The following is a 21,864-nucleotide window of genomic DNA, read 5'->3' as shown; positions in this document are numbered from 1 at the left end:
GACGGATTTTTTGGCAACTGATTTTAATGAATACGGGGCGCTAGGGCGTAATATGAAAGATACAGAAGAATTGGCGGAAATCCGCCGTGCGGTGCGTTCTTTGTGCGAAGAGTTTCCCGGTGAGTATTGGCGGGAGAAAGACCGCGATCGGGCCTATCCCGGTGAATTTGTGGACGCGTTGACCAAAGCTGGCTTCTTGGCCGCTCTGATCCCGGAACAGTTTGGCGGCAGCGGACTTTCTCTGGATGCAGCAGCCGTTATTATGGAAGAGATTCAGGCTGCTGGATGCAACGGGGCGGCGGCCCATGCGCAGATGTATGTGATGAACACTTTGCTGCGTTACGGAAGCGCAGAACAGAAGGCTGCTTATCTGCCTGGTATCGCGGCAGGTGAATTGCGGTTGCAAGCGTTCGGAGTATCTGAACCGACCAGCGGCACCGATACGCTAAGTCTGCGCACTTTTGCCCAGCGCGATGGCGACGATTACGTGGTCAACGGCCAGAAAATCTGGACTAGCCGGGCCGAACATTCCGACCTCATGATGCTGCTTGCCAGAACCACTCCCCGCGACAAGGTTGAGAAGAAGACCGAAGGTTTGTCTCTTTTCCTCGTCAACATGCGCGATGTCGTCGGCAATGGAATGACGATCAAACCGATCCGCACAATGATGAATCATTCAACGACAGAGGTATTCTTTGACGATATGCGCATCCCGGATTCGGCACTGATTGGTGAAGAAGGAAAGGGCTTTCGGTACATTTTATCCGGTATGAATGCAGAGCGTATTCTGATTGCGGCGGAATGTATTGGTGATGCGAAATGGTTTATCGAAAAGGCGACCGACTACGCAAAAGACCGGAATGTTTTCAGCAACCCGATTGGAAAAAATCAAGGCGTCCAGTTCCCGATTGCGCGGTGCTATGCGCAGATGCGGGCAGCGGAATTGATGGTGCACGATGCCGCGCAAGCATTTGATGCAGGCGGGAATGCTGGCGAAGAAGCCAATATGGCCAAAATGCTAGCTTCAGAGGCGAGCTGGGCTGCGGCGGATATGTGCGTACAGACGCATGGCGGTTTTGGGTTCGCAGAGGAGTATGACGTGGAGCGAAAATTCCGCGAAGCGCGGCTCTACACTGTGGCGCCGATCTCCACTAATTTGATCCTGAGCTACCTGGCAGAGCATGTTTTGGGGCTACCCAGATCGTATTAAATGATGCGCTGCGGCAAATTATTTTGAAATAGTTCTTGTGTCGGCGAATCAACTGTGATTCTAAGGGGCATGACCAAAGAGGGACACAAAATTGCTCTACCGAAAGAGCAACTGACGCAGAGGTTGGCATTGGCCTCTCTGCTGGTTCTCCTTGGATTGGCTATTGCCGGGCCTAGCGGCATTCTTGCTTGGGGTGAAAACTCTCAGCTGCTGGAGCAGCGTCATGACCAGATTGCGACGCTGGTTGCTGAGCGCGATGCGTTGAAAAATCGCGTCGATTTGCTGCATCCAGATCATGCCGATGCGGATTTGGTTGGTGAAGAACTGCGCCGTAATTTGAATGTCGTGCACCCAGATGAAGTGGTTCTGACACTTCCTAAATCCGACGGATAATTCCTTTTTCCGTAGCGTAACGATTTCGTATGCAGGCTTGTTGCAAACATTGCGTGTTGCGTAAAATTGCGCCTATACCCCCGCCAGATCAAATAGTATGACAACGCCTCCCCAGGTACCTAACAATTGAGGATTTTCCGTTTTGGCCAAAGAAGCCCGGACTCGTAAAACGCCTGCTAAAAAAGCGGGTTCCAAAACAGCTGCAAGCAAAGCTGAAAGTAGCGAAGATTTCGCTCTCCATAGCCTACAAGATGCGCATGAAGTTGCGCCGAGCTATGACGCATCGGACGCGGAATTGTTGCAGTTTTACGAGCAAATGCTGCTGATCCGGCGGTTTGAGGAAAAGGCTGGCCAGCTTTACGGTTTGGGTTTGATTGGTGGTTTTTGTCATCTCTATATCGGGCAGGAAGCGGTGGCCATTGGCCTGCAAAGCGCGCTCGACGGAGATACGGACAGCGTGATCACAGGGTACCGCGATCATGGCCATATGTTGGCCTACGGTATCGATCCCAATGTTATTATGGCTGAGTTGACCGGACGTCAGGCGGGCATTTCCAAGGGGAAGGGCGGGTCGATGCATATGTTTTCGACTGAGCATAAATTCTATGGCGGGCACGGCATTGTGGGCGCACAAGTCGCCCTTGGTGGCGGTCTGGCATTGGCGCACCAATACGATAATGATGGCGGCATTTGCCTTGCCTATTTTGGCGATGGGGCAGCGAACCAAGGGCAAGTTTACGAGACATTTAACATGGCGGCTTTGTGGAAGCTTCCCATCGTATTCGTCGTCGAAAACAACCAATATGCGATGGGCACAGCGGTAAGCCGCAGCTCCGCAGAAACAGAATTTTACCGCCGGGGTACTGCGTTCCGCATTCCTGGTATGCATGTAAATGGCATGGATGTTCTGGAAGTGCGCAATGCGGCTGAAATTGCGTTCAAGCACGTCCGGGACGGTAAAGGCCCGGTGCTGATGGAATTGAACACATATCGCTATCGCGGGCACTCTATGTCCGATCCCGCGAAGTACCGTACGCGGGACGAAGTGCAGGATATGCGCGACCATAAAGATCCGATTGAGGGCCTCAAGAAGGTTCTGCTTGAGCGGGGCAAAACAGAGGAAGAGCTCAAGGCGATTGATAAGGCTATCCGGTCACGGGTCGCTGAGTCGGCTGATTTTGCGGAAAGCTCTGCCGAACCGGAACCGAGCGAACTGTACACCGATGTTCTGGTGGAGGAGTATTGAGCATGGCGATTGAACTCAAAATGCCCGCCCTGTCACCAACAATGGAAGAGGGCACGCTCGCGAAGTGGCTTGTCAAAGAGGGTGATGAAATTGCCCCCGGCGATATTCTGGCAGAGATTGAAACCGACAAAGCCACGATGGAATTTGAAGCGATTGATGATGGTGTCGTCGGGCAAATTCTGGTCGCCGAAGGTACTGAAAATGTAGCTGTCGGAACGGTAATAGCTATGCTGTCGGGTGAGGGCGAGGATGCCGCCACGACTACAGACACGCAAGATGCGGCCCCGGAGCCAGCAGAAGACCCCGCCATCGTTGCTGAGAAGGCCGAAAGACCAGCGCCGAGCCAGCCGAAAGCAGATCCCGAGGTTCCACACGGTACCAATATGGCAAGCATACCTGTTCGCGAAGCATTGCGTGACGCGATGGCAGAAGAAATGCGCCGGGATGAACGCGTATTCGTAATGGGTGAAGAAGTGGCCCAATACCAAGGTGCCTATAAGGTCACGCAGGGGTTGCTTGATGAATTCGGCCCTAAGCGGGTTATCGATACGCCGATTACGGAGTACGGTTTCGCCGGTATCGGCGCGGGTGCTGCGATGGGCGGTCTACGTCCGATTGTGGAGTTCATGACATTTAACTTCGCGATGCAAGCCATTGATCACGTCATCAATTCTGCCGCGAAGACAAACTACATGTCCGGCGGGCAGATGCGCTGCCCTGTTGTATTCCGCGGTCCCAATGGCGCTGCTAGCCGGGTAGGGGCACAGCACAGCCAGAACTATGGCCCCTGGTATGCAAGCGTACCCGGTTTGATTGTGATCGCTCCTTATGATTCCTCGGATGCCAAGGGCCTGCTAAAAGCCGCAATTCGATGTGAAGACCCTGTCGTATTCCTCGAAAACGAGCTGGTTTACGGCCGTAATTTTGAGCTGCCAGAACTTGATGATCATGTTCTGCCAATTGGCAAAGCGCGGATCATGCGCGAAGGCAGTGACGTTACCATTGTGAGTTATTCGATCGGAGTGGGTTTGTCGCTTGAAGCGGCTGATGAGCTTGCGGAACAAGGCATTGACGCCGAAGTTATCGACCTCCGTACATTACGACCTCTCGATAAGCAGGCGGTATTGGATAGTCTGGCGAAGACCAATCGTTTGGTTATTGCAGAGGAGGGGTGGCCGACCTGTTCGATCGCTTCAGAAATAACGACGATCTGCATGGAAGAAGGTTTTGATCATCTGGATGCGCCAGTGATGCGCGTTTGCAATGAAGATGTACCTCTACCCTATGCCGCAAATTTGGAGAAGCTGGCACTGATTGACACGCCGCGGATCGTAGAGGCGGTGAAAAAGGTCTGCTACGTATAGATCAACGGCTGTGACCAAGGTGGGTGCGGCGCACGGGTTGGTGGTTTAACACCACCAGTTCCACGACGGACACCATTGTCCATCATCATCATTATTGCCATTGCCGTTAGAGCCATCTCCGGTGCCGTCATTTCCGCCGCTGCTGGAGTTATTATTTCCGCCGTTGCCGCTTCCGTCGCCCGTGCCACTGTTGTTGGTAGTACCGCCGCCAGGGCTTGACGAGCCACCCGAGCTGCCGCCGCTAGTGCTGGAGGATCCCCCAGAGCTGCTTGAGCTACCGCCGCCAGCGTTGGGGTCATCGCTGAATATCCACGACCAGCCGCCGGTCTTGCGTGGCGGGGGAGGGGCTTCTTTGTAGGAATCAAAGATGTCGCACCGTGCAATTTCCGCAGGTGATCCGGGATTGCGCTCATAAATCTGCGTGAGATCGCGGCTTGCGCGAACCTGAAAAGCCGCCCGGCTTCTGATGACAGGGTCGCTGATGAACGCATCGGTAGCCAAAGGCTGATAATTATATTGCACTTCGACAAACATCACAGCGTCATTGGCAATGGCAGTTACTTCCTCACCTGCTGGCCCCATCCCGGTAAAGCTTGGATCGCCAACGCCTGTACCTTGATCGCCGTAACTGGATGAAACCTCTTTTCGGCCTTTGCAGCGTTGCCATGCAATATACTGCTGGTCCGGGTCGCTGCCTGGTTCAACTTGTAAGCTGCTGATGATCACGCGGCCGTGCTGGTAAAGATCGATGCTCTCCCCAGCCTGAATATCCATGCCGCGCAGAATGTCGTTGAGGTCATCCTCGTAGATCTTTTGGTTGGATAGTGTCGATGTGTCGCCAATCCGCGCCGCATTATCGGCAATCTGCATAGCGGCCTGATTGACCCGCATATGCATCATGGCGAGGTTTGCCGTCTCGAGGCCCCATAGGCCGAGCGTCAACACAAGAGGTGTAGCTAACGCAAATTCGGTGAGCGCGGCGGCCTTTTTATCATTGCGTAAGGCGACGGCGAATTTCGACAGCGTATTCATATGCAATTCCCAATCGCTGATCGGTCTATTTCGCCATCAAACGGCTGATTGCGAAGAACTGTTGTCGCAGTGGTTTCGTGATATTCCGAGATTCCGATAAATGGGGCGATTGGAAAGGCACGGGGATACCGGATAGTAACGTTATAGAGCACCGCATCGCGGGCGCCGCCGCTGCCGGCCTCGCCTTGGTCAGCATCCCAGACCCCGTTATTATTGGCGTCTTCAAATGGTTCGTTATCGTTGCACTGGCCGTCATTATTGATGTCAGTAAATTCCTCGGCCTTCGCAACTGCGGTGAAGGTGGCGTAGGCTTTACGCTCAAACTTCAATGTCGCTTCGCCGGCCACTTCGCGTACCGATGACGTTACGGCTGCATCCAAGGCAGCTTCGTTTGCTGCTTCCAATGATGAATCGCGCGCCGCTTCATGGACTGCGCCTTGAAGCATAGTGTTGGCATACATGTTGTAAGAGACGTCAAAAAAGCCCAGCAACATCATAAGCAGGAGCGGGGCCACCATCGCGAATTCTACGATCGAAACTCCGTTCTCGTCATGCCAAATTTGTTGTGTTGTTTTCTGCATCATTTCGACAGCCTCAGATCACCAATGGATCGGGCAATCGATGTGAATGCATTGTTGAGGTCATCCGCATTGGCTGCCTCAAAATACTGACCGTTGCCTGCGCATTCGACCATCGCGTCATTCAGATAGGTGCCGAAAGCGATAACCCATACAGTTATGTTTCTCTTCTTCACTTCGGCGCAAGCGACGCCGAACCGCGCCTCGACAGTGTCTGCTAGTGACAGTGTTGAGGATGGGTTCCACCGGCGACGATCAAGGCCTTCAATGCCGTAAGCACCGTAGGCAAGATCGTAAGGTTCGGTCTGGCCGTCAGTCAAAAAGATCAAGTGGCGAGCGCGTTGACCATTGGTGCCGTCTGCATTCTCTGCCGCGTATAGACCGGTTGGAGACATCAAACGGCCTCCCCAAATCATCCCGATATCGTGGTAAGTCGCGCCAAATGGGCTAAGCGTGGCGAGATACGTATCGACCTCGTCACTCGTCATCGGAGCGAGTTTTTGAGCCCGGGCCGGGCAGTGGGAAAACCACCATTGGCCGGTCGGTGCGAACCCTTCTGTTGTCTTCACAGCTTCAGGCGTGAACGATCCATTGCCAAAATAGTCGAACGAACGTGCATAAATGGCGTTAGGATTTGATGGCCGCCATTGAGTGTCCGAATCACCAGCTGTCGGGACAGTGTCGATATCCAAGTCCAAATTCTGGGTGATATCGACATTGTCGTAATCAGTGATCTCACTCGTGCGGCGCTCTTCAATACATCCATTAAGATCAGTGCGCCAATTGGTCACATCAGACGCAATCGGCTTGTACTCATACACCGGAGTCGAAGATGTCTGTTCGTAGCTGTAGCTCTCGAAAGTCTCGACGTAGTTGGTGTCTGTCGAAGATTGGATCAGGCATTTGTCGCCTGAGATAATTTGCCGGTAATTGGTCCCGTTGCTGGTTCTGCGATAATATTCGGTTGTCGTGGGCTGGCCGTTCTCATCGGTACCGGTTTCGCTCGAGATCAACTCGTTAGCAAAGGTCCAGGTGCTGCTCGGCACTGAATTGGTGCAACTGTAATATCCGCCAGTGGTACCGCCAGTGTCCCCAGTGCCACCGGAGGTAGGAGGTACATATGTCGCAGCATACTCGGACTCGGTGGTCCAAGGAGTACGGGTGCCGCTTTCTGCCACCCAGTTTCGCGTAACCGTCTGCGGTGTCGTCGTGGTTTGTTCACTGTCGATCTCGCGCGATTGATAGGTCCAGTTTGTGGTGACCCAACTATCTTCTAACAAATGCCCGACATTCACATTCGTCGCATATGGCACAAAGCCATATCGAATTTCGCTTTTCGGGTTTTTGGCAGTTTCCAGCTGGGCGTGAAAGTCTCTGATCACGCTTTTCATGCTGTCCATGCGCGACAGGGTGTCACCGTCATTGGCGTGCCGCATTGATCCGGTGACATCCAGCACCATCATTACATCAAGGTCGCTCACGCTTAAAAGCGCCTGACAATCCACCGATACCGGTACATTGTCGAAACCAAAGACGGTCATAATGCTCGTCGGAACATTCACCGACGCCTGACCGGTGATGGCGAAATCGCTTTCCAATGCCATGGTAAAGTCGCGACTATCCGTACCATAATTGCCGTCGGCAAAGTTGAGATTGAAGAACTTGTATCCGTCGGCTGCGACTTTGTCCGATATCTTGCCTGTAACAGCGGCTTCTGTGCCAAGGCTTTTACGAGCGGCGAGAACACCGGCATCGCACGCCGCTTGTAAGCGGCTTGAGGCAAGATAGGCTCGGCCCATATCGATGCCGCTACCTACCAAACCAACCAGCGGCAGGATCGATGCGGCAACTAAAGCGAGCGTATTTCCGGATCGATCATGGGCCAAACGGGCCATGAAGCCGGTGTGGCGCACAGTATCGCTTTGGCGCTCTACGCAGGAAGAAAATTTGCGGATCATTCCACGGCATTTAGAGCGCTGCGGTAATGGTACGGATAAGAAGTTTGGTTAACAAATAGTCACTTGTAACAGAATGTTGAAACTCGCCCCGAATTTAGAGTTTCTTTAACGTTTGTTCGTATGTCCCTCGACGCATGCAAAGGGGCAAACACGAAATGCCGACATACGGAACAAACAATTCAGCCGGGCTAACCGAACGCTCTGGCGTCATACAATTTCTGCACGATCAGCGCGGGAATATTATGCCGATGGCAGCGATCGGAATGATTGCTATGGCTGGCATGGTAGGCGGCGGCGTTGACATATCGCGCGGCTACATGGTGCAAAACCGCCTGCAAAACGCTTGCGACTCCGGCGTTCTCGCTGGACGGCGCGCGGTTGCAGAAAACGGCTATAATACTGCCGCGGCGACCCAAGCTGAAAATTATTTCTATACTAACTTTGACCAGGCGATCGAAGGATCAAACTCAACTACCTTTGTCACGACTGCGACCGAAAACGATAACCGAATCGATGGTCTTGCAACGACAAAGCTTGATACAGCAGTGATGAGCCTGTTTGGTTTTGACGAGATCGATATTTCGGTCGATTGCACCGCATCCATGTCGGTCGGCAACAGCGATGTTGTGATGGTATTGGATACGACCGGCTCGATGGGCAGCAACTTGGGCGGTCAAACACGGTTACGTGCGTTGCAAGACGCAATGAAAGGCTTCTACGATACAGTCAAAACTGCGAGCGCTGGCAGCAACGCGCGTATCCGTTATGGCTTCGTGCCCTACAGTTCATCCGTGAATGTAGGCGGAATATTGAATGATTTAGATTCGTCATATCTGGCGGATACTACCCGTATTCAGTCGAAAGAGGCTGTTTACGAGGAAGTAGAAGTCCAAGTCGCAGATGGCTGGGAAGATCCGACTTATTACCAAGAAACCTCTACTGGAGAAGTAACCGGCAGCGACTGGACGGAATTTTCCGGCCCGCATCGCTTTCGGTTTATTTGTCGGCGTAGCCAGCCTAACAATACCAGTTGGGTAAACTCGGGTTCGACCACAACTTCGACTGAAACCCAGATCAACGGCAACGGTCAGCGGGTTGTAACGACTACTGTGACCCAAAACCAAACCCGGTCGTCATATCAGTGTGTACGGACTGGCCGGCGCCAGTGGTACGTCCAAGTACGGACAGAGACCCGGCCTTCCTACACATCAGACATCGAAATTAGCGACCCACGCTACATTACAACAACGACCACCGAATTTGATCGTTACGTTTATAAGCCGGTCGATTTCGATACAAGCGACTACAAGACGTTCAGCAGCGTTTCCACGGTTACGGGACCAGACGGTTCGAATGAATCTTCGACTTGGGAGGGGTGCATTGAAGAACGTCAAACAGTTGCCAGTTCAACCTTCAGCTGGAACTCGCTGACTGGTTTGAACCCAAGCAGCGCCTTCGACTTGGATGTGGACATGGCTCCCACTTCAGATCCGGCGACCCAATGGAAACCCATGTGGCCTGAGATGATTTACTATCGAACATCGGATTCGTCCGGTCGGTATTACACTCGCAATAGTGAGAGTAACTGGGGCTTCTCGGCTAGATCATATTGTCCACAAGCCGCACGTACATTGGGCGAGATGGATGAAAGTGATTTTGATGCTTATGCTGACTCGCTCAGTGCTGAAGGATTCACATATCACGACCTCGGGATGATCTGGGGCGCGCGGATTGGGTCTCCTACAGGCATTTTCCGGGACAACGTGACGGAGGATCCAGCCAATGGTGGTTCCGTTGCGCGCCATATCATCTTCATGACCGATGGTGCCATGGTTCCCAACTACGGAATTCAGAGCAGCTATGGTCTGGAATACCATGACCAACGTGTTACCGATAATGGATATTCGAACCACGCAAGCCGTCACACTGCAAGGTTTCTCGCCGTTTGCGAACAAGCCAAGGCTAAGGGTCTCAGAGTCTGGGTGATTGCATTCGCATCTAGCCTCACCTCAGATTTGGTGGAGTGTTCATCCGATGACAGTTCCTTCCTCGCTGCCAACGCGTCCCAGCTCAACGCCGCTTTCCAAGAGATTGCTAAAGATGTTGGCGAATTGCGGGTCGTCCAATGATCCGGCTCGCCTGCCATCCCGCTGTAGCGCTGATGCGCCGTCTCAAGAGGGACGAGCGCGGCGCGACAGTGATGGAATTCGGTTTAATGATTACCGTGTTCATGACGTTACTGTTGGGTTTGTTTGACCTCGGGCAAATGGCTTATGCAAACGCCATCTTGAAAGGCGCAGTACAGGACGCGGCCCGGTCGTCTTCTCTTGAAACCGCGAATACGGCTGCTGCCGATTTGGAAGTACGCAATGCTGTGCGTGTGGTTGCCATTGATGCTGAGGTTACCAGCACTCGAGTGAGCTATTTCGATTTTGAAGATGTCGAACGGCCGGAATCTTGGAACGATGAAGATGGTGACGGATTCTGCAATGGCGGTGAAGCCTACACTGACGAAAACCGGAATGGGCAGTGGGACGAAGATATTGGCGCTGCAGGTAATGGCGGCGCGGGCGACGTTGTTATTTACACCGTCAAAATTGAATATGATCCGCTGTTCCCGAACCCATTCATTCCTGGCGGCACCGAAAAGCGGGAATTAAGCGCTTCTTCTGTCAAAAAGAACCAGCCATTCGCCGATCAGGCAAATTATGGCTCAGATGCAGGGGTGTGTGACGATGCTTAACGCAACCAAAGCTACGCCAAGGCGCCGCAGTTTTCGGGCCCTGGCTCGTGATCTGAAGGCCAATTTGAGCGGTGTCTCTATGGTCGAATTTGCGCTGGTACTTCCTGTGTTGCTCACCATGGGGCTGTACGGGACAGAAATCGCACGAATGGCGACAGTCAACATGACGCTCAGCCAAATCGCTCTATCGCTCGCCGATAACGCTTCGCGTTTGGGGCAGACTGATAATAGTGGTGTCACGCCAACTATTACCGAAGGCAATGTGGATGCAGTTCTGGCAGGAGCTATTCGTGACGGGCAGGCCATTGATCTCGAAACCGAAGGGCGGATCATTTTGACGAGCCTGGAGTATGACGACTTTACGGACCGTCAGTTCATCCGGTGGCAGCGTTGCCGCGGAAACTTGGATGTAGATTCCAAATACGGCAACGATACAACGCTGAATGGGCTCACAGGCTCACCTATCAATGGCATGGGACGGGGCGCATCCAAGGTCACTGCCCAATCCGGGATGGCGGTGATGTATGTGGAGGTTGAATACACTTATAAGGCGTTGTTCGAGAACCCGTTTGGTTCCGGTGATCGTACTCTACGTAAAGAAGCTGCCTATTTGATTCGTGACGACCGGAATTTGACTCCTGGGTTAACCGGCGGCGATTCCGACTCTGAGTGCGAATGAACCTTTAATCTTGCGAAATTGTGCTGGATGAGACAGCGCCGTTTCAATGGTACACGATGAGCTTCCGCTTCCGCAAAAATTGGCCGTCGCACACAGCGCTGCAGCGGACCGGAGGATCATTGAACCCTTTTTTGTTCTAGACAACCGTCTTGCGCAGTTTGTCAGTCAGTCGAAAGAACCGGTTCTGACACAAATGCGGATTGCTTGGTGGCGTGATCAATTGGGAAAACCTGTCGAACAACGACCCGAAGGCGATCCTGTATTGGATGCGCTATCAGCCCATTGGGCTAGGCAAGAATCTGCCTTGGTTGCATTGGTCGATGGATGGGAAGCGCTTTTGGCGGAGCCTCCTTTACCCGATACAGCCGCACAAGAATTTACAGAGGGCCGGGCGAAGTGCTTCGCGGCCATCGCCCATTTGTGTGATTTACCCTCAGCTAAGGCTCAGGCGTACTCTGTCGGTACTGTGTGGGCATATGCGGACTTGCTTTCTCGTATGAGTGACCAAGACGAAAAGCAGTTTGTTCTGTCTCAATGTCAAACTGCCGAAGTACGCAATCAGCGATTACCGTACCAGCTAAGGTCTTTATCCATTTTGGGGATACTGGCTGAGAATGCGATTTCTAAAGGTGGAGGGCCATTGATCCAAGGCAGGCGAGATTTTCTTACCGTCACCCGGGTTGGATTGTTCGGTAGATAGTATAGTATTCCGTTTCATAAGGAGCGGATAATGAACCGGATGCTTTTAGGCGGTCTGATTACACTTGTGATGGTTGGATTGGGTTTGTTCTGGTGGCAGGGCAGGGCGCAAGTGGAAGAAGCGGCGCCGCCTCCTGCAATTGAGGCCTCTGAACCTGCAATCGTAACATCCGATATTCCGGTTTCGGATGCAGGGGATATGGTCGGCCCAAAACCGCCAGAGGCCACCGAATTGTCCCGAGAGGAACGGCGGTTCTTTCGCTATGATCGGGATAGAGATCGCTCCATCTCAAGAAACGAAATGCTATCGACCCGAAGTGCTGCATTTCGCAAGCTGGACAAAGATGGCAACAATTTGCTCACCTTTGAAGAATGGGCCGTGGCAACGGCGAACCGGTTCGACAAAGCTGATGCAAACGGGAATGAGAAGCTCACCCCGGAAGAGTTCGCTACAACCCGCCCCAAGCGCAAGGCCGCCAAACCCGCTTGCCGGTGCTAAAATTTACGCCGGTACAGCTTCCAGCGCGTTAAGCCATTTGCCAAATTCTGTTTTTCCGCGATCTGTGTATGCTTCTTTGCGTTGTTTCTTCTTCACATCGTGCATCGGTGGAAACAGCCCGAAATTAACATTCATCGGTTGGTAGGTGTCAGCCTCAGCATCGCCGGTGATGTGAGATAACAAGGCCCCCATCGCGCTGGTTGCTGGTGGCGGGGTCCAATCCTCGCCTGCGATTTGTGCGGCCGTCATCATCCCTGTGAGCAGCCCGACAGATGCGCTTTCCACATAGCCCTCGCAGCCGGTTATTTGCCCGGCAAAGCGGATGTGGGGTGCGTCTTTCAGGCGCATCTGCCGGTCGAGAACAAGCGGCGAATTGAGAAATGTGTTTCGGTGCATCCCGCCCAGTCGCGCAAATTCAGCGTTTTGTAAGCCTGGAATGGTGCGGAAAAGTTCAACCTGCGCACCGTATTTCATCTTGGTTTGGAAGCCGACCATATTCCAAAGCGTGCCGAGCTTGTTGTCCTGCCGTAACTGCACGACTGCATGAGCCCAGCGGCCTTGAGGGAATTCCGGCGTTCTATCGTGCGGGTTATCCAGCCCGACCGGTTTCATTGGCCCATAACGTAATGTGTCGATCCCGCGAGACGCCATTACCTCAATCGGCATACAGGCTTCAAAATACGGAGTGTTTTCTTCCCATTCTTTGAATTCCGTTTTTTCCGCGTCGAGCAGCCCCTGATGGAAAGCGGCGTATTGCTGCTTGTCCATTGCGCAATTGATATAGTCATTGCCGCTGCCACCACCGGCTGATGGCTTGTCCCACCGTGATTGGAACCAGCAAATATCCATATCGATACTGTCGCGGTGTACAATTGGGGCAATGGCATCAAAAAATGCCAGACGATCTTGCCCGGTTGCCTTGACGATGCTGTCGGCTAGAGAGGCTGCTGTTAACGGCCCCGTTGCAACGATGGTCGGCCCGCTATCGGGTAAGGTGTCGATCCGTTCCCGCACAATGGTGATATTCGGGTGCGCCTGTAGCTCACGCTCGACTTCTTGCGAAAATACATCGCGATCAACCGCCATTGCCGAGCCAGCCGGTACTCTGGCTTTTTCTCCAGCGCGCATAATGAGCGAGTCCAGCCGCCGCATCTCGTGATGCAGTAACCCGACCGCGTTACGTTCATGGTCGTCAGACCGAAAGGAATTGGAGCACACCATTTCTGCCAGCCCGTCCGTCTGATGTGCCGCGGTCATCTCGCCGCCCTTATCAGCAGGTGCTCCGCGCATTTCCGAAAGACGTACTTGGAAACCCCGCTTGGCCAATTGCCAGGCGGCTTCACTGCCGGCCAATCCGCCACCAATAATGTGAACGTCGTGGGTTGGTGTTTGTTGTGTCATGGTGATATCGGATAGCAGCAATAGTATGTCGGGCAAGATGTGATCGGATCACACTTGCGGCAAGTTGAAGGGGCGGCTTCACATGGTTAAACGAGCACTGACGGAAAAACGCCCTTGGCTGTTTGCGAGCATTGCCGTCGCGATTGCCTATTTCTTCCTTAAAGACACTGCCATCGGCGGAACTTGGCTAATTCTGCTAAAAGGCAGTGCTGCGGGCCTGCTCGCGGTTTATGCGCTCCAGCGGCACAACAGCATCGATGCAAAGATACTGGCAATCGTGATGCTGCTGTCTGCGGCGGGCGATATGTTGATTGAGCTTGATTTGATATGGGGCGGGATAGCGTTCTTCCTGTCACATCTCGCTGCCATTGCTCTCTATCTGAAAAACCGCCGGCACAATCCTGCCAAAAGCCAAATGTTTGCCGCTTTGGCGCTGCTGGCCTTGGCGCCGTTGGTTAGCTGGCTTGTCTCTCATGATCCGGGAATTGCGATCTACGGATTGGCACTGGGCGGGATGGCAGCGACTGCTTGGCTCAGCCGTTTTTCGCGATACCGGGTTGGTGTCGGTGCTATTGTATTTGTGGTGTCAGACTGGTTGATATTCGCGGGTGTGGGAAACAGCGGTTTGCCGGGATGGTCCGCTAATTTGGTGTGGCCGCTCTATTATCTTGGACAGTTTTTGATTGCGACCGGGGTCATACAGACTTTGCGCAAAGAGCTGCCTAGCGCTGGATGAATTAGGCTGCTGCGATTGTCGTGCGGTGCAGCTCGCGCCGGTGGCCTTCATATCCGCCAGTGGCTTTATGCAAAACAGACCTGTTGTCCCACAGAACCACCATGCCGGGTTCCCAAACATGACGATAGACGAATTCATCGCGCGATTGCCAGGCAAGCAAATCCACCAGGAAAGCGAACCCTTCTTCGTCACTCATACCCTCGATGCCAACGAGATAACCCGCGCAACTGAAGATGGCTTCCTCTCCGGTTTCCGGATGCGTCTGAACCAGAGGATGTGTGCGTGTCTGATGCGCGCTGTCATTAGGCCTGATTGCCATACTGCGGCCGATATCGGACTTTCCATAAGTCCCATCGGTGGAATATGCGCCCTTTGCACTGTGGATCGCCGTTAGGCTGCGCAGGTGGTTTTTGCGTTCATCTGGCAATGCGGCAAAGGCCGCAATTTGATCAGCAAAAAGAGTGTCGCCACCAGTGGGCGGGATTTCAATTGCCGCTAGGCATGTTCCCGCAGGCGGAACTGCCAGAAAGCTCCAATCGCTATGCCAGTTTTCTGCAAATAGGGGAGCGGTCTCATCCGCTTCTCGCAGAATAGCTGCAATATGGTCGTGGCCGGGGATTGGATCGAAAAATGGATCCTCTCCGAAGCCACCCATCTTGACGGTAAACGCCTCCAGAGCCGCATCTGACAAAAATTGGTCAGGAAAACAAATCACCCGATGCTTCAGCCAAATGCGGCGGATCTCTGCAATGGTTTGAGTATCAAGTGCCCCGGACAGATCAAACCCCGTGACACGCGCACCGCACGTGCTGTCAGAGGGTTCGATCTGTAGGGTCATGCGTCTGGCGCGTCCTTTTCGTCTTGGGCGGAAGATGTTGCTTCATCACCATTGCTGCCTTCAGGGACAGTGCCTTCCTCCGTTCCGTTATCGTCCAATTCCTCTTCGGATTTGTCTTCGTCAAGCTTTGCGACACTCACGATCTTCTCGTTATCCGCCACGTTGAATAAGCGGACGCCCGCGCTTGCCCTACCGATTACGCGCAAAGTGTCCAAACCTATCCTGATAAGCTTGGCCTGGTCTGTGACCAGCATAAGTTGATCCGATTTGGTGGCAGTAAAGCTGGCAACGACTGGTCCGTTACGCGCAATATTGTCGATATTGGTGATACCTTGGCCACCGCGTCCGGCACGGCGATACTCATAGGCTGATGAAATCTTGCCATACCCATTGGCGCAAACGGTCAGGATAAACTGTTCTGCTTCTGCCATTTCTGCGTGTTCTGCAGACAGTTCAACAGCATCATCATCCGATTTCCACGGGGCAACCTTCAAATAGGCATCGCGCTCTTCGGGCGTAGCGGAACCGCCATGAAGGATTGAAAGAGATACGATACGGTCGTCGTCTTTCAGGCGCATTCCCCGAACACCGGTAGATGTCCGGCTTTGGAATTCACGAACATCTTCACCGCTGAAACGGATAGCTTTGCCCAGCTTAGTCGCGAGTAGGGCATCATCGCCTTCCTCTAACAAGCCAACGCCGATCAGCTTATCATTGCTATCATCGTCAAATTTCATCGCGAATTTGCCGTTGGACGGGATATTCGTGAATGATCCCATGCTGTTGCGGCGAACATTACCCATCGCTGTCGCAAAAATTACGGTTAGTGCTTCCCAGCTATCCTCATCTTCGGGCAAAGGAAGCACAGTGCGGATGGTTTCCCCTTCGTCCAAAGCTGGCAAAAGGTTGATAATCGGACGGCCCCGAGTAGTCGGCCCGCCTTCCGGCAGTTTCCAAACTTTCAGGCGATACACCTTGCCCGATGTGGAGAAGAACAGCACCGGATTGTGTGTGCTGGTCACGAACATTTCGCTGACAGCGTCTTCTTCCTTCGTCGCCATTCCGGCACGGCCTTTGCCGCCTCGGTTCTGCGCGCGGAAAGTCGATAGCGGCGTGCGTTTGATGTAACCATCAAGTGTCACGGTAACGACCATTTCGTCTCGTTCGATCAAGTCTTCATCATCAAGACCATCCCAAGCAGGTGCAATTTCGGCAACACGCGGTGTGGCGTAGTTTTCACGAATTTCCAGCAACTCTTCACGCATGATAGCGTAGAGTTTTACCCGGTCAGCAAGGATTGCGAGATATTCTGCGATAGCGTCTGCCAGAACCTTAAGTTCGTCACCAATTTCATCGCGGCCCAATGCGGTTAAGCGATGGAGGCGCAGTTCAAGAATGGCTCTAACTTGGCGTTCCGAAAGGCGGTATGTTCCGCCGGCCTGATCGGCATCAGGTTCGATCGCCTCGACCAGTCGGATGTACTGGGCAATGTCACCAATCGGCCATTCTTTGGCGAGCAACCTTGCCCGCGCTTCTGCTGGATTGGGGGCGCTACGGATCATCGCCACGACTTCGTCGAGGTTGGAAACGGCAACTACCAAGCCGAGCAAGATGTGCGCTCTGTCACGCGCTTTATTCAATTCAAATTTGGTGCGCCGTGTGATGACTTCTTCACGGAACTGGATGAAGGCCTGTATAATATCCCTGAGCGATAAAACTTCGGGACGCCCGCCGCGGATCGCCAACATATTGGCTGGAAAGCTGGATTGGGCAGGGGTGTGGCGCCAAATCTGGTTGAGGACAACTTCGGCAGTTGCATCGCGTTTAAGGTCGATCACGACGCGCACACCCAAGCGGCTCGACTCATCCCGAATGTCAGAAACGCCTTCAATCCGCTTTTCCTTGGCCGCGTCAGCCAGCTTCTCAACTAGCCCGCTCTTGCCCACTTGATAGGGAATAGAGGTTAGAACGATGCTCTCACGATCACCGCGCTTGGTTTCGATTTCATGGCGCGCGCGCATAATGATAGAACCGCGGCCTGTGGTGTACGCTGACTTCGCGCCAGACTGCCCTAAGATTAGTGGGGCTGTCGGGAAGTCCGGCCCGGGGATAATTTCAAACAGTTCTTCTGAACTGATCTCAGGCCGCTCTATGAATGCAAGGCAGCCGTCTATCACTTCGCCCAAATTGTGTGGCGGTACGTTGGTGGCCATGCCAACCGCGATGCCGCCTGCACCATTAACGAGCAGGTTGGGGAAGCGAGCAGGCAAAACCTGCGGTTCTTCACGCGACCCGTCGTAGTTTTCCGCGAAATCAACCGTATCCTTGTCGAGATCGTCAAGCAGCGAATTTGCCACTTTAGCAAGCCGGGCTTCTGTATAACGCATGGAAGCCGGTGGATCCGGGTCCATGGAGCCAAAGTTACCCTGACCATCGATCAGCGGAACCCGCAGTGACCAATCTTGCGTCATTCTGGCAAGGGCATCGTAAATCGCGCTATCACCGTGAGGGTGATAGTTACCCATAACGTCACCGACGATCTTGGCTGATTTACGATATGGCTTGCCAGCGACGAATCCGCCTTCTTGGCTGGCAAATAGAATACGGCGGTGGACCGGCTTTAGGCCGTCACGAACATCAGGAAGCGCCCGGCTGACGATCACGCTCATCGCGTAATCGAGATAACTGGTCTTCATCTCATCGACGATGTCGATGCGCGCATATTCATCTGATGGAGAAGGCGGTGTCAGTGTTTCGGAATCGTCGCTCAAAGGATATCTTCTCTAACTGCTTCCCGGGCGGGAATTTATACCGTCGGCATATAGCATTTGCGTGTTCTGCACCACTCGGGCGGCCTGTATTGCGCCATGAATCGAGGTGTTTTCCACATATCACTATGGTCTGCATCTGGACCATGCCGCGGTGCTTTCTCCAAGTGCGTTCAAAGCCTGTTCAGGGCAATGGAGCTATGACGATTGCAATAGCAGACGCGAACCGGCATTAGCTGCGATCGTAACTGCTTTTCAGCCTATTAAGGCTTCAAATTAACTTCTCGTGGGAGAGACCCAGATGACTGTATCCGCCCCTAAGCAGGCCAAACGAACCGGCTCGCACATCGCTTTAGCAATCGCACTTCTGTGCGGTTCCGCTGTTGGACTGACAGCGTTCGCAGACACCGCACACGCGCAAAGAAAAAAGGATAAGAAAAACAAGGCTGGCAAGCCTGACTATTCGAAGGGTTTTGTTGCTGCCTACACGCCGCTCAACACGCTATCCCAGGATCCTGCTGCCGATGCTGCAGCCTTGAAAGCAGGCGTACCTGGTGTGGTCGCTGCGATGGAAACAGCCGATGACAAACTGGCTGGTGGTGGCCTGATCTACAATATTGGTATCGCCACAAAAGATCTGAAACTGCAGAGGCAGGCTTTGGACATGATGCTAAATAGCGGAAAGTTGCCAGCTGACCGCCTAGAGCAGTATATTCTCACAGCTGGGCAACTGGCCTCAGACGATGGCGATTTTGCGGCTGCAAGGAAGATGTTCATGCGCGCAATTGCAGGCGGTTATAGCGGTTCGCCTGGACTGGAGGGTGTGATTGCAGAGAGCTATTTCGATGAAGAAAAATACGCCGAAGGTTTGGCCTATTTAAAAGACGAGATTGAAAAGAAGAAAAGCGCAGGATTGTTGCCAGATGAAGGTTGGTTGAGGCGCGGTGTCGCGGTCGCCTACACGAATGATCTGGCGCGCGAGGCTGTGGTGTTGAGCGCTGAATATGCGCGACTTTATCCATCCACGACGAGCTGGGGCGATGCGATCGCAATCCAGCGCAATTATTTCGATTATGACAATAATGCGATGCTGGATCTATTGCGGTTGGCAGACCGGACCGGCAGTTTGCGCGATGGAAGGGATTACGCTGATTATATCGAGTCCGCAGATGCTCGACGTTTGCCTGGCGAAGTAAAGCGGGTGGCCGCAGCAGGCGTTGCTGCTGGTTTGCTGGAATCAAACGACCCGTTCGTGGTTGAAGCGCAATCTATTGCTAGCCAGCGTTTGGCGGCTGACAAGGCGGACCTTCCCGCTTTGGAGCGTGATGCGCGTAAATCCTCTTCTACTGCACTGACGGCGACCGCCGCTGGCGATGCGATGCTGAGCTACGGCATGAGCGCGAAGGCTGAGGAAATGTACATGATCGCCTCTAACAAGAGCGGGGCTGATATGCCTCGGGTACTGACCCGGCTTGGTATTGCGCAAGCAGACCAAGGTAAGAACCAAGAAGCCGCTGCGACTTTCGCCAAGGTGACCGGGGTTCGCGGCCCAATTGCGACTTTGTGGAGCATTTATGCGGAGCAAAATGCAGCGCCGGTTGCTGATACAGCTGAAAGTGCGGCCTCAGCGATGTAATTCGCCAAGTCCAATACAGTCTTAAAAGGCGCGAGTGCGATGCTCGCGCCTTTTTTATGTCTGAGGCGAGAACTCGCCTGTATCTGTATCGAGGACGTGCAAAACGCCATCTGCGATCGCGAAGTATGTCCCGCGCAATACCAAGTTGCCAGATTTTACCCGCGCGATTACATTTGGAAATGTCAGCAGGTTCTCCAAGCTGACTTTAACGGCGGCAAGCTCCATACTGCGCTCTGCGTCGCGCCCAGTTTGGCCAAATTTGTCAACCACTGGTTTACGCGCCTGATCCAGCAATCCAATCCAATTTGCAACGAACCCACCTTCGCCCGGAGCGGAGCCACTTAATTCCTGAGTGAGCGCTGCTTTGCACCCGCCACACAATCCGTGGCCCATGACTACTATCTGGCGAACTTGAAGCACGTTTACTGCAAATTCCAATGCAGCGGACACCCCATGCAGGCCGGGATTGGTTTCAAATGGAGGAACAAGCGCAGCAACATTGCGCACCACAAAAATTTCACCCGGATCAACATCGAAAATCTGCGCAGGATCCACTCGGCTGTCGGAGCAAGCGATAACCATCAACTTGGGTGATTGGCCATTGGCCGCGAGGCTATTGTACCGGTCCTTTTGGGCCTGATAGCCGTTTGTGCGAAAACGCCGGTAGCCTTCTAGTAGTTGGGCAAACTCTGGCATTAGAAGCGCTCCCCGCGTACCACTTCAACATCCCACATTGTTAGCAACAGTCCGTGGCTGGAGAGAATCGGGACCAATTCTTCTGACAAGAGACTGGCCTTTTCTTCAGACGCGATGGTGAGAATGAGGGATTTGTCGGAACCCGTCACGCGCTCGTCACGCCACGGCCCATCACGGCCGCTGCCAGACTGAACAGGTAAGATTGTCCAGCCGCTGATTTCTACCTTGTCGATCGCGCGTGTAACGCGTTTCGCCAATGGTGTATCGGCGAGGATCTCAATTCGCTTTCTGACAACAGTTTCGATCATAGCGGCATTCCTCCTAAGGCTTTGGCCAACGCGGTCAGTAGCCCGATATTGACGAGAATATTAAACGGGAAGGTGATGCTGAGCGACATTGTCAGGTAAATTCCGGGATCTGCCTGCGGCAATGCCAGTCGCATGGCTGCCGGCACAGCAATATAACTTGCGCTGGCGCACAACACCCCAAACGCCGCCGCAGAACCAACATCCAATCCAATCGCCGTTCCCGCCAGAACTCCCAAAGCCCCGTTGAAAAGCGGTAATGCGATTGCGATCACTACCAAGCGCCAAGTGATTGCGCGGCTATCCATCATTCGTCTCGCGGCAATGAGTCCCATATCCAGCAGAAACAGGCACAAGACGCCTTTGAAGCCAGCTTCGAAGAACGGGCTAACCTCTGCAAAACCTGAGGGGCCAGCAACCATTCCGATTGCAAAACTGCCAAGCAGGAGAACGACTGATGCGTTGAGGAACACCTCCCGCAACATTTCGCCGCGTTCCTCTGGATCGCCATTTTTGCTTCCGCCTTTGGCCAGCAAGAGGCCGCTTAATATTGCGGGGGTCTCCATTGCCGCCAAAACAGCCACCATAAACCCGGCTGCGGGAACAGCCGACAGTTCAAAGATTTCGACCGCCGTCACATAGGTAACCACGCTGACGGAGCCGTAATGCGCAGCAACCGCACCCGCATTTAGCCGATCCAGCTTGCCGAAAGTTTTTAGAACTGCGTAGGCGATGAAAGGAAGCAGGAAGCTGGCGGCTATACCTGCGGCGAGCGCAGTGATGATTGTGGCATCCAACCCTGATTTGGAGACAGCAACCCCGCCTTTCAGACCAATCGCTGCCATCAAATAAAGAGACATGCCCTTTGCTATCGCTTCCGGGATTGCGAGGTCCGAGCGCACGACTGCGGCAAGCAAGCCTAAGAGAAAGAACAGCACCACGGGGGATGTGAATGTTTGTAAGGCGGCTATATCCATACATCTTCGTTAATAGCCAAGCGGAAAAAGAGCAATCGAGCCATGGCTTCATCCCCGATCACGATCTGTTGCAATAATGGCATGATAGCTCGCATAGCTTTGCACG

The 21,864-nt window shown here is 53.4% G+C and carries 20 protein-coding genes; 11 read left to right on the top strand and 9 right to left on the bottom strand.

What is annotated here, in order from left to right:
• Nucleotides 1–52: 52 nt before the first annotated feature.
• From HKD42_RS05275 to HKD42_RS05260, 4 genes are all read left to right on the top strand, one after another.
• Complete coding sequence (locus HKD42_RS05275; RefSeq protein WP_170010970.1) at nt 53–1,210, top strand: acyl-CoA dehydrogenase family protein; 1,158 nt, start codon at nt 53–55, stop codon at nt 1,208–1,210.
• A 69-nt stretch (nt 1,211–1,279) separates the two neighbouring features.
• Entirely contained in the window at nt 1,280–1,603 is a 324-nt protein-coding gene (locus tag HKD42_RS05270; RefSeq protein WP_170010968.1) for an FtsB family cell division protein, read from the top strand.
• Between the two features lie 142 nt (nt 1,604–1,745).
• Nucleotides 1,746–2,849: a pyruvate dehydrogenase (acetyl-transferring) E1 component subunit alpha gene (gene pdhA / locus HKD42_RS05265; RefSeq protein ID WP_170010966.1), complete on the top strand. Its 1,104-nt coding sequence runs from the start codon at nt 1,746–1,748 to the stop codon at nt 2,847–2,849.
• Nucleotides 2,850–2,851: 2 nt separating this feature from the next.
• On the top strand, nt 2,852–4,213 hold the full coding sequence (locus HKD42_RS05260; RefSeq protein ID WP_170010964.1) for a pyruvate dehydrogenase complex E1 component subunit beta: 1,362 nt from the start codon (nt 2,852–2,854) through the stop codon (nt 4,211–4,213).
• 45 nt (nt 4,214–4,258) lie between these two features.
• On the opposite strand, the gene HKD42_RS05255 is transcribed toward HKD42_RS05260, so the two are convergent.
• From HKD42_RS05255 to HKD42_RS05245, 3 genes are read right to left on the bottom strand one after another with little or no spacing between them, the layout of a single operon-like run.
• A complete protein-coding gene (locus tag HKD42_RS05255; RefSeq protein ID WP_170010962.1) occupies nt 4,259–5,245 on the bottom strand; it encodes a TadE/TadG family type IV pilus assembly protein in 987 nt (328 codons plus the stop codon).
• Nucleotides 5,242–5,829 (bottom strand): TadE family protein, encoded by a 588-nt coding sequence (locus tag HKD42_RS05250; protein WP_170010960.1) that lies wholly within the window; start codon nt 5,827–5,829, stop codon nt 5,242–5,244. The genes HKD42_RS05255 and HKD42_RS05250 overlap by 4 nt, the downstream gene beginning before the upstream one ends.
• Nucleotides 5,826–7,781, bottom strand: coding sequence for a TadE/TadG family type IV pilus assembly protein (locus HKD42_RS05245; RefSeq protein ID WP_170010958.1), 1,956 nt, complete (start codon nt 7,779–7,781; stop codon nt 5,826–5,828). The genes HKD42_RS05250 and HKD42_RS05245 overlap by 4 nt, the downstream gene beginning before the upstream one ends.
• A gap of 155 nt (nt 7,782–7,936) precedes the next feature.
• Between HKD42_RS05245 and HKD42_RS05240 the strand changes: the two genes are divergently transcribed.
• From HKD42_RS05240 to HKD42_RS05220, 5 genes are read left to right on the top strand one after another with little or no spacing between them, the layout of a single operon-like run.
• The gene (locus HKD42_RS05240) at nt 7,937–9,910 is read left to right on the top strand and encodes a TadE/TadG family type IV pilus assembly protein (protein WP_170010956.1); all 1,974 of its coding nucleotides are present in this window, start codon (nt 7,937–7,939) and stop codon (nt 9,908–9,910) included.
• Nucleotides 9,907–10,524 (top strand): TadE/TadG family type IV pilus assembly protein, encoded by a 618-nt coding sequence (locus tag HKD42_RS05235; protein ID WP_170010954.1) that lies wholly within the window; start codon nt 9,907–9,909, stop codon nt 10,522–10,524. Before HKD42_RS05240 ends, HKD42_RS05235 begins: the two co-directional genes overlap by 4 nt.
• Nucleotides 10,517–11,203: a TadE/TadG family type IV pilus assembly protein gene (locus tag HKD42_RS05230; protein WP_170010952.1), complete on the top strand. Its 687-nt coding sequence runs from the start codon at nt 10,517–10,519 to the stop codon at nt 11,201–11,203. Before HKD42_RS05235 ends, HKD42_RS05230 begins: the two co-directional genes overlap by 8 nt.
• A gap of 46 nt (nt 11,204–11,249) precedes the next feature.
• Nucleotides 11,250–11,903 (top strand): hypothetical protein, encoded by a 654-nt coding sequence (locus HKD42_RS05225; protein WP_170010950.1) that lies wholly within the window; start codon nt 11,250–11,252, stop codon nt 11,901–11,903.
• A gap of 30 nt (nt 11,904–11,933) precedes the next feature.
• The gene (locus HKD42_RS05220; RefSeq protein WP_170010948.1) at nt 11,934–12,401 is read left to right on the top strand and encodes an EF-hand domain-containing protein; all 468 of its coding nucleotides are present in this window, start codon (nt 11,934–11,936) and stop codon (nt 12,399–12,401) included.
• A gap of 3 nt (nt 12,402–12,404) precedes the next feature.
• Here the strand turns inward: HKD42_RS05220 and trmFO are convergent, their stop codons facing one another.
• Entirely contained in the window at nt 12,405–13,802 is a 1,398-nt protein-coding gene (gene trmFO / locus HKD42_RS05215) for a methylenetetrahydrofolate--tRNA-(uracil(54)-C(5))-methyltransferase (FADH(2)-oxidizing) TrmFO (RefSeq protein ID WP_170010946.1), read from the bottom strand.
• Nucleotides 13,803–13,884: 82 nt separating this feature from the next.
• Between trmFO and HKD42_RS05210 the strand changes: the two genes are divergently transcribed.
• Entirely contained in the window at nt 13,885–14,538 is a 654-nt protein-coding gene (locus HKD42_RS05210; protein WP_170010944.1) for a lysoplasmalogenase family protein, read from the top strand.
• Between the two features lies 1 nt (nt 14,539).
• Here HKD42_RS05210 and HKD42_RS05205 read toward each other — a convergent pair whose 3' ends face one another.
• Together HKD42_RS05205 and gyrA are read right to left on the bottom strand one after the other, a co-directional pair.
• Nucleotides 14,540–15,376, bottom strand: coding sequence for a TauD/TfdA dioxygenase family protein (locus tag HKD42_RS05205; RefSeq protein WP_170010942.1), 837 nt, complete (start codon nt 15,374–15,376; stop codon nt 14,540–14,542).
• A complete protein-coding gene (gyrA, locus tag HKD42_RS05200) occupies nt 15,373–18,147 on the bottom strand; it encodes a DNA gyrase subunit A (protein WP_170010940.1) in 2,775 nt (924 codons plus the stop codon). The genes HKD42_RS05205 and gyrA overlap by 4 nt, the downstream gene beginning before the upstream one ends.
• A gap of 298 nt (nt 18,148–18,445) precedes the next feature.
• On the opposite strand from gyrA, the gene HKD42_RS05195 reads away from it, so the two are divergent.
• Complete coding sequence (locus HKD42_RS05195; RefSeq protein ID WP_170010938.1) at nt 18,446–19,780, top strand: hypothetical protein; 1,335 nt, start codon at nt 18,446–18,448, stop codon at nt 19,778–19,780.
• Between the two features lie 54 nt (nt 19,781–19,834).
• Here the strand turns inward: HKD42_RS05195 and HKD42_RS05190 are convergent, their stop codons facing one another.
• Genes HKD42_RS05190 through HKD42_RS05180 form a run of 3 tightly spaced genes read right to left on the bottom strand, consistent with a single transcriptional unit; the run spans nt 19,835 to nt 21,758 of the window.
• Nucleotides 19,835–20,476 carry a carbonic anhydrase gene (locus HKD42_RS05190; protein WP_170010936.1) on the bottom strand — a complete coding sequence of 214 codons (642 nt, stop codon included), beginning with the start codon at nt 20,474–20,476 and terminating at the stop codon, nt 19,835–19,837.
• Nucleotides 20,476–20,784, bottom strand: coding sequence for a P-II family nitrogen regulator (locus tag HKD42_RS05185; RefSeq protein ID WP_170010934.1), 309 nt, complete (start codon nt 20,782–20,784; stop codon nt 20,476–20,478). Before HKD42_RS05185 ends, HKD42_RS05190 begins: the two co-directional genes overlap by 1 nt.
• Complete coding sequence (locus HKD42_RS05180) at nt 20,781–21,758, bottom strand: sodium-dependent bicarbonate transport family permease (protein WP_170010932.1); 978 nt, start codon at nt 21,756–21,758, stop codon at nt 20,781–20,783. Before HKD42_RS05180 ends, HKD42_RS05185 begins: the two co-directional genes overlap by 4 nt.
• Between the last annotated feature and the right edge of the window lie 106 nt (nt 21,759–21,864).

This window comes from Pontixanthobacter rizhaonensis (assembly GCF_012972675.1).
GTDB lineage: Bacteria > Pseudomonadota > Alphaproteobacteria > Sphingomonadales > Sphingomonadaceae > Pontixanthobacter > Pontixanthobacter rizhaonensis.
Note: the sequence above shows the minus strand (reverse complement) of the source record. Positions and strands in the feature narration are given on the sequence as shown.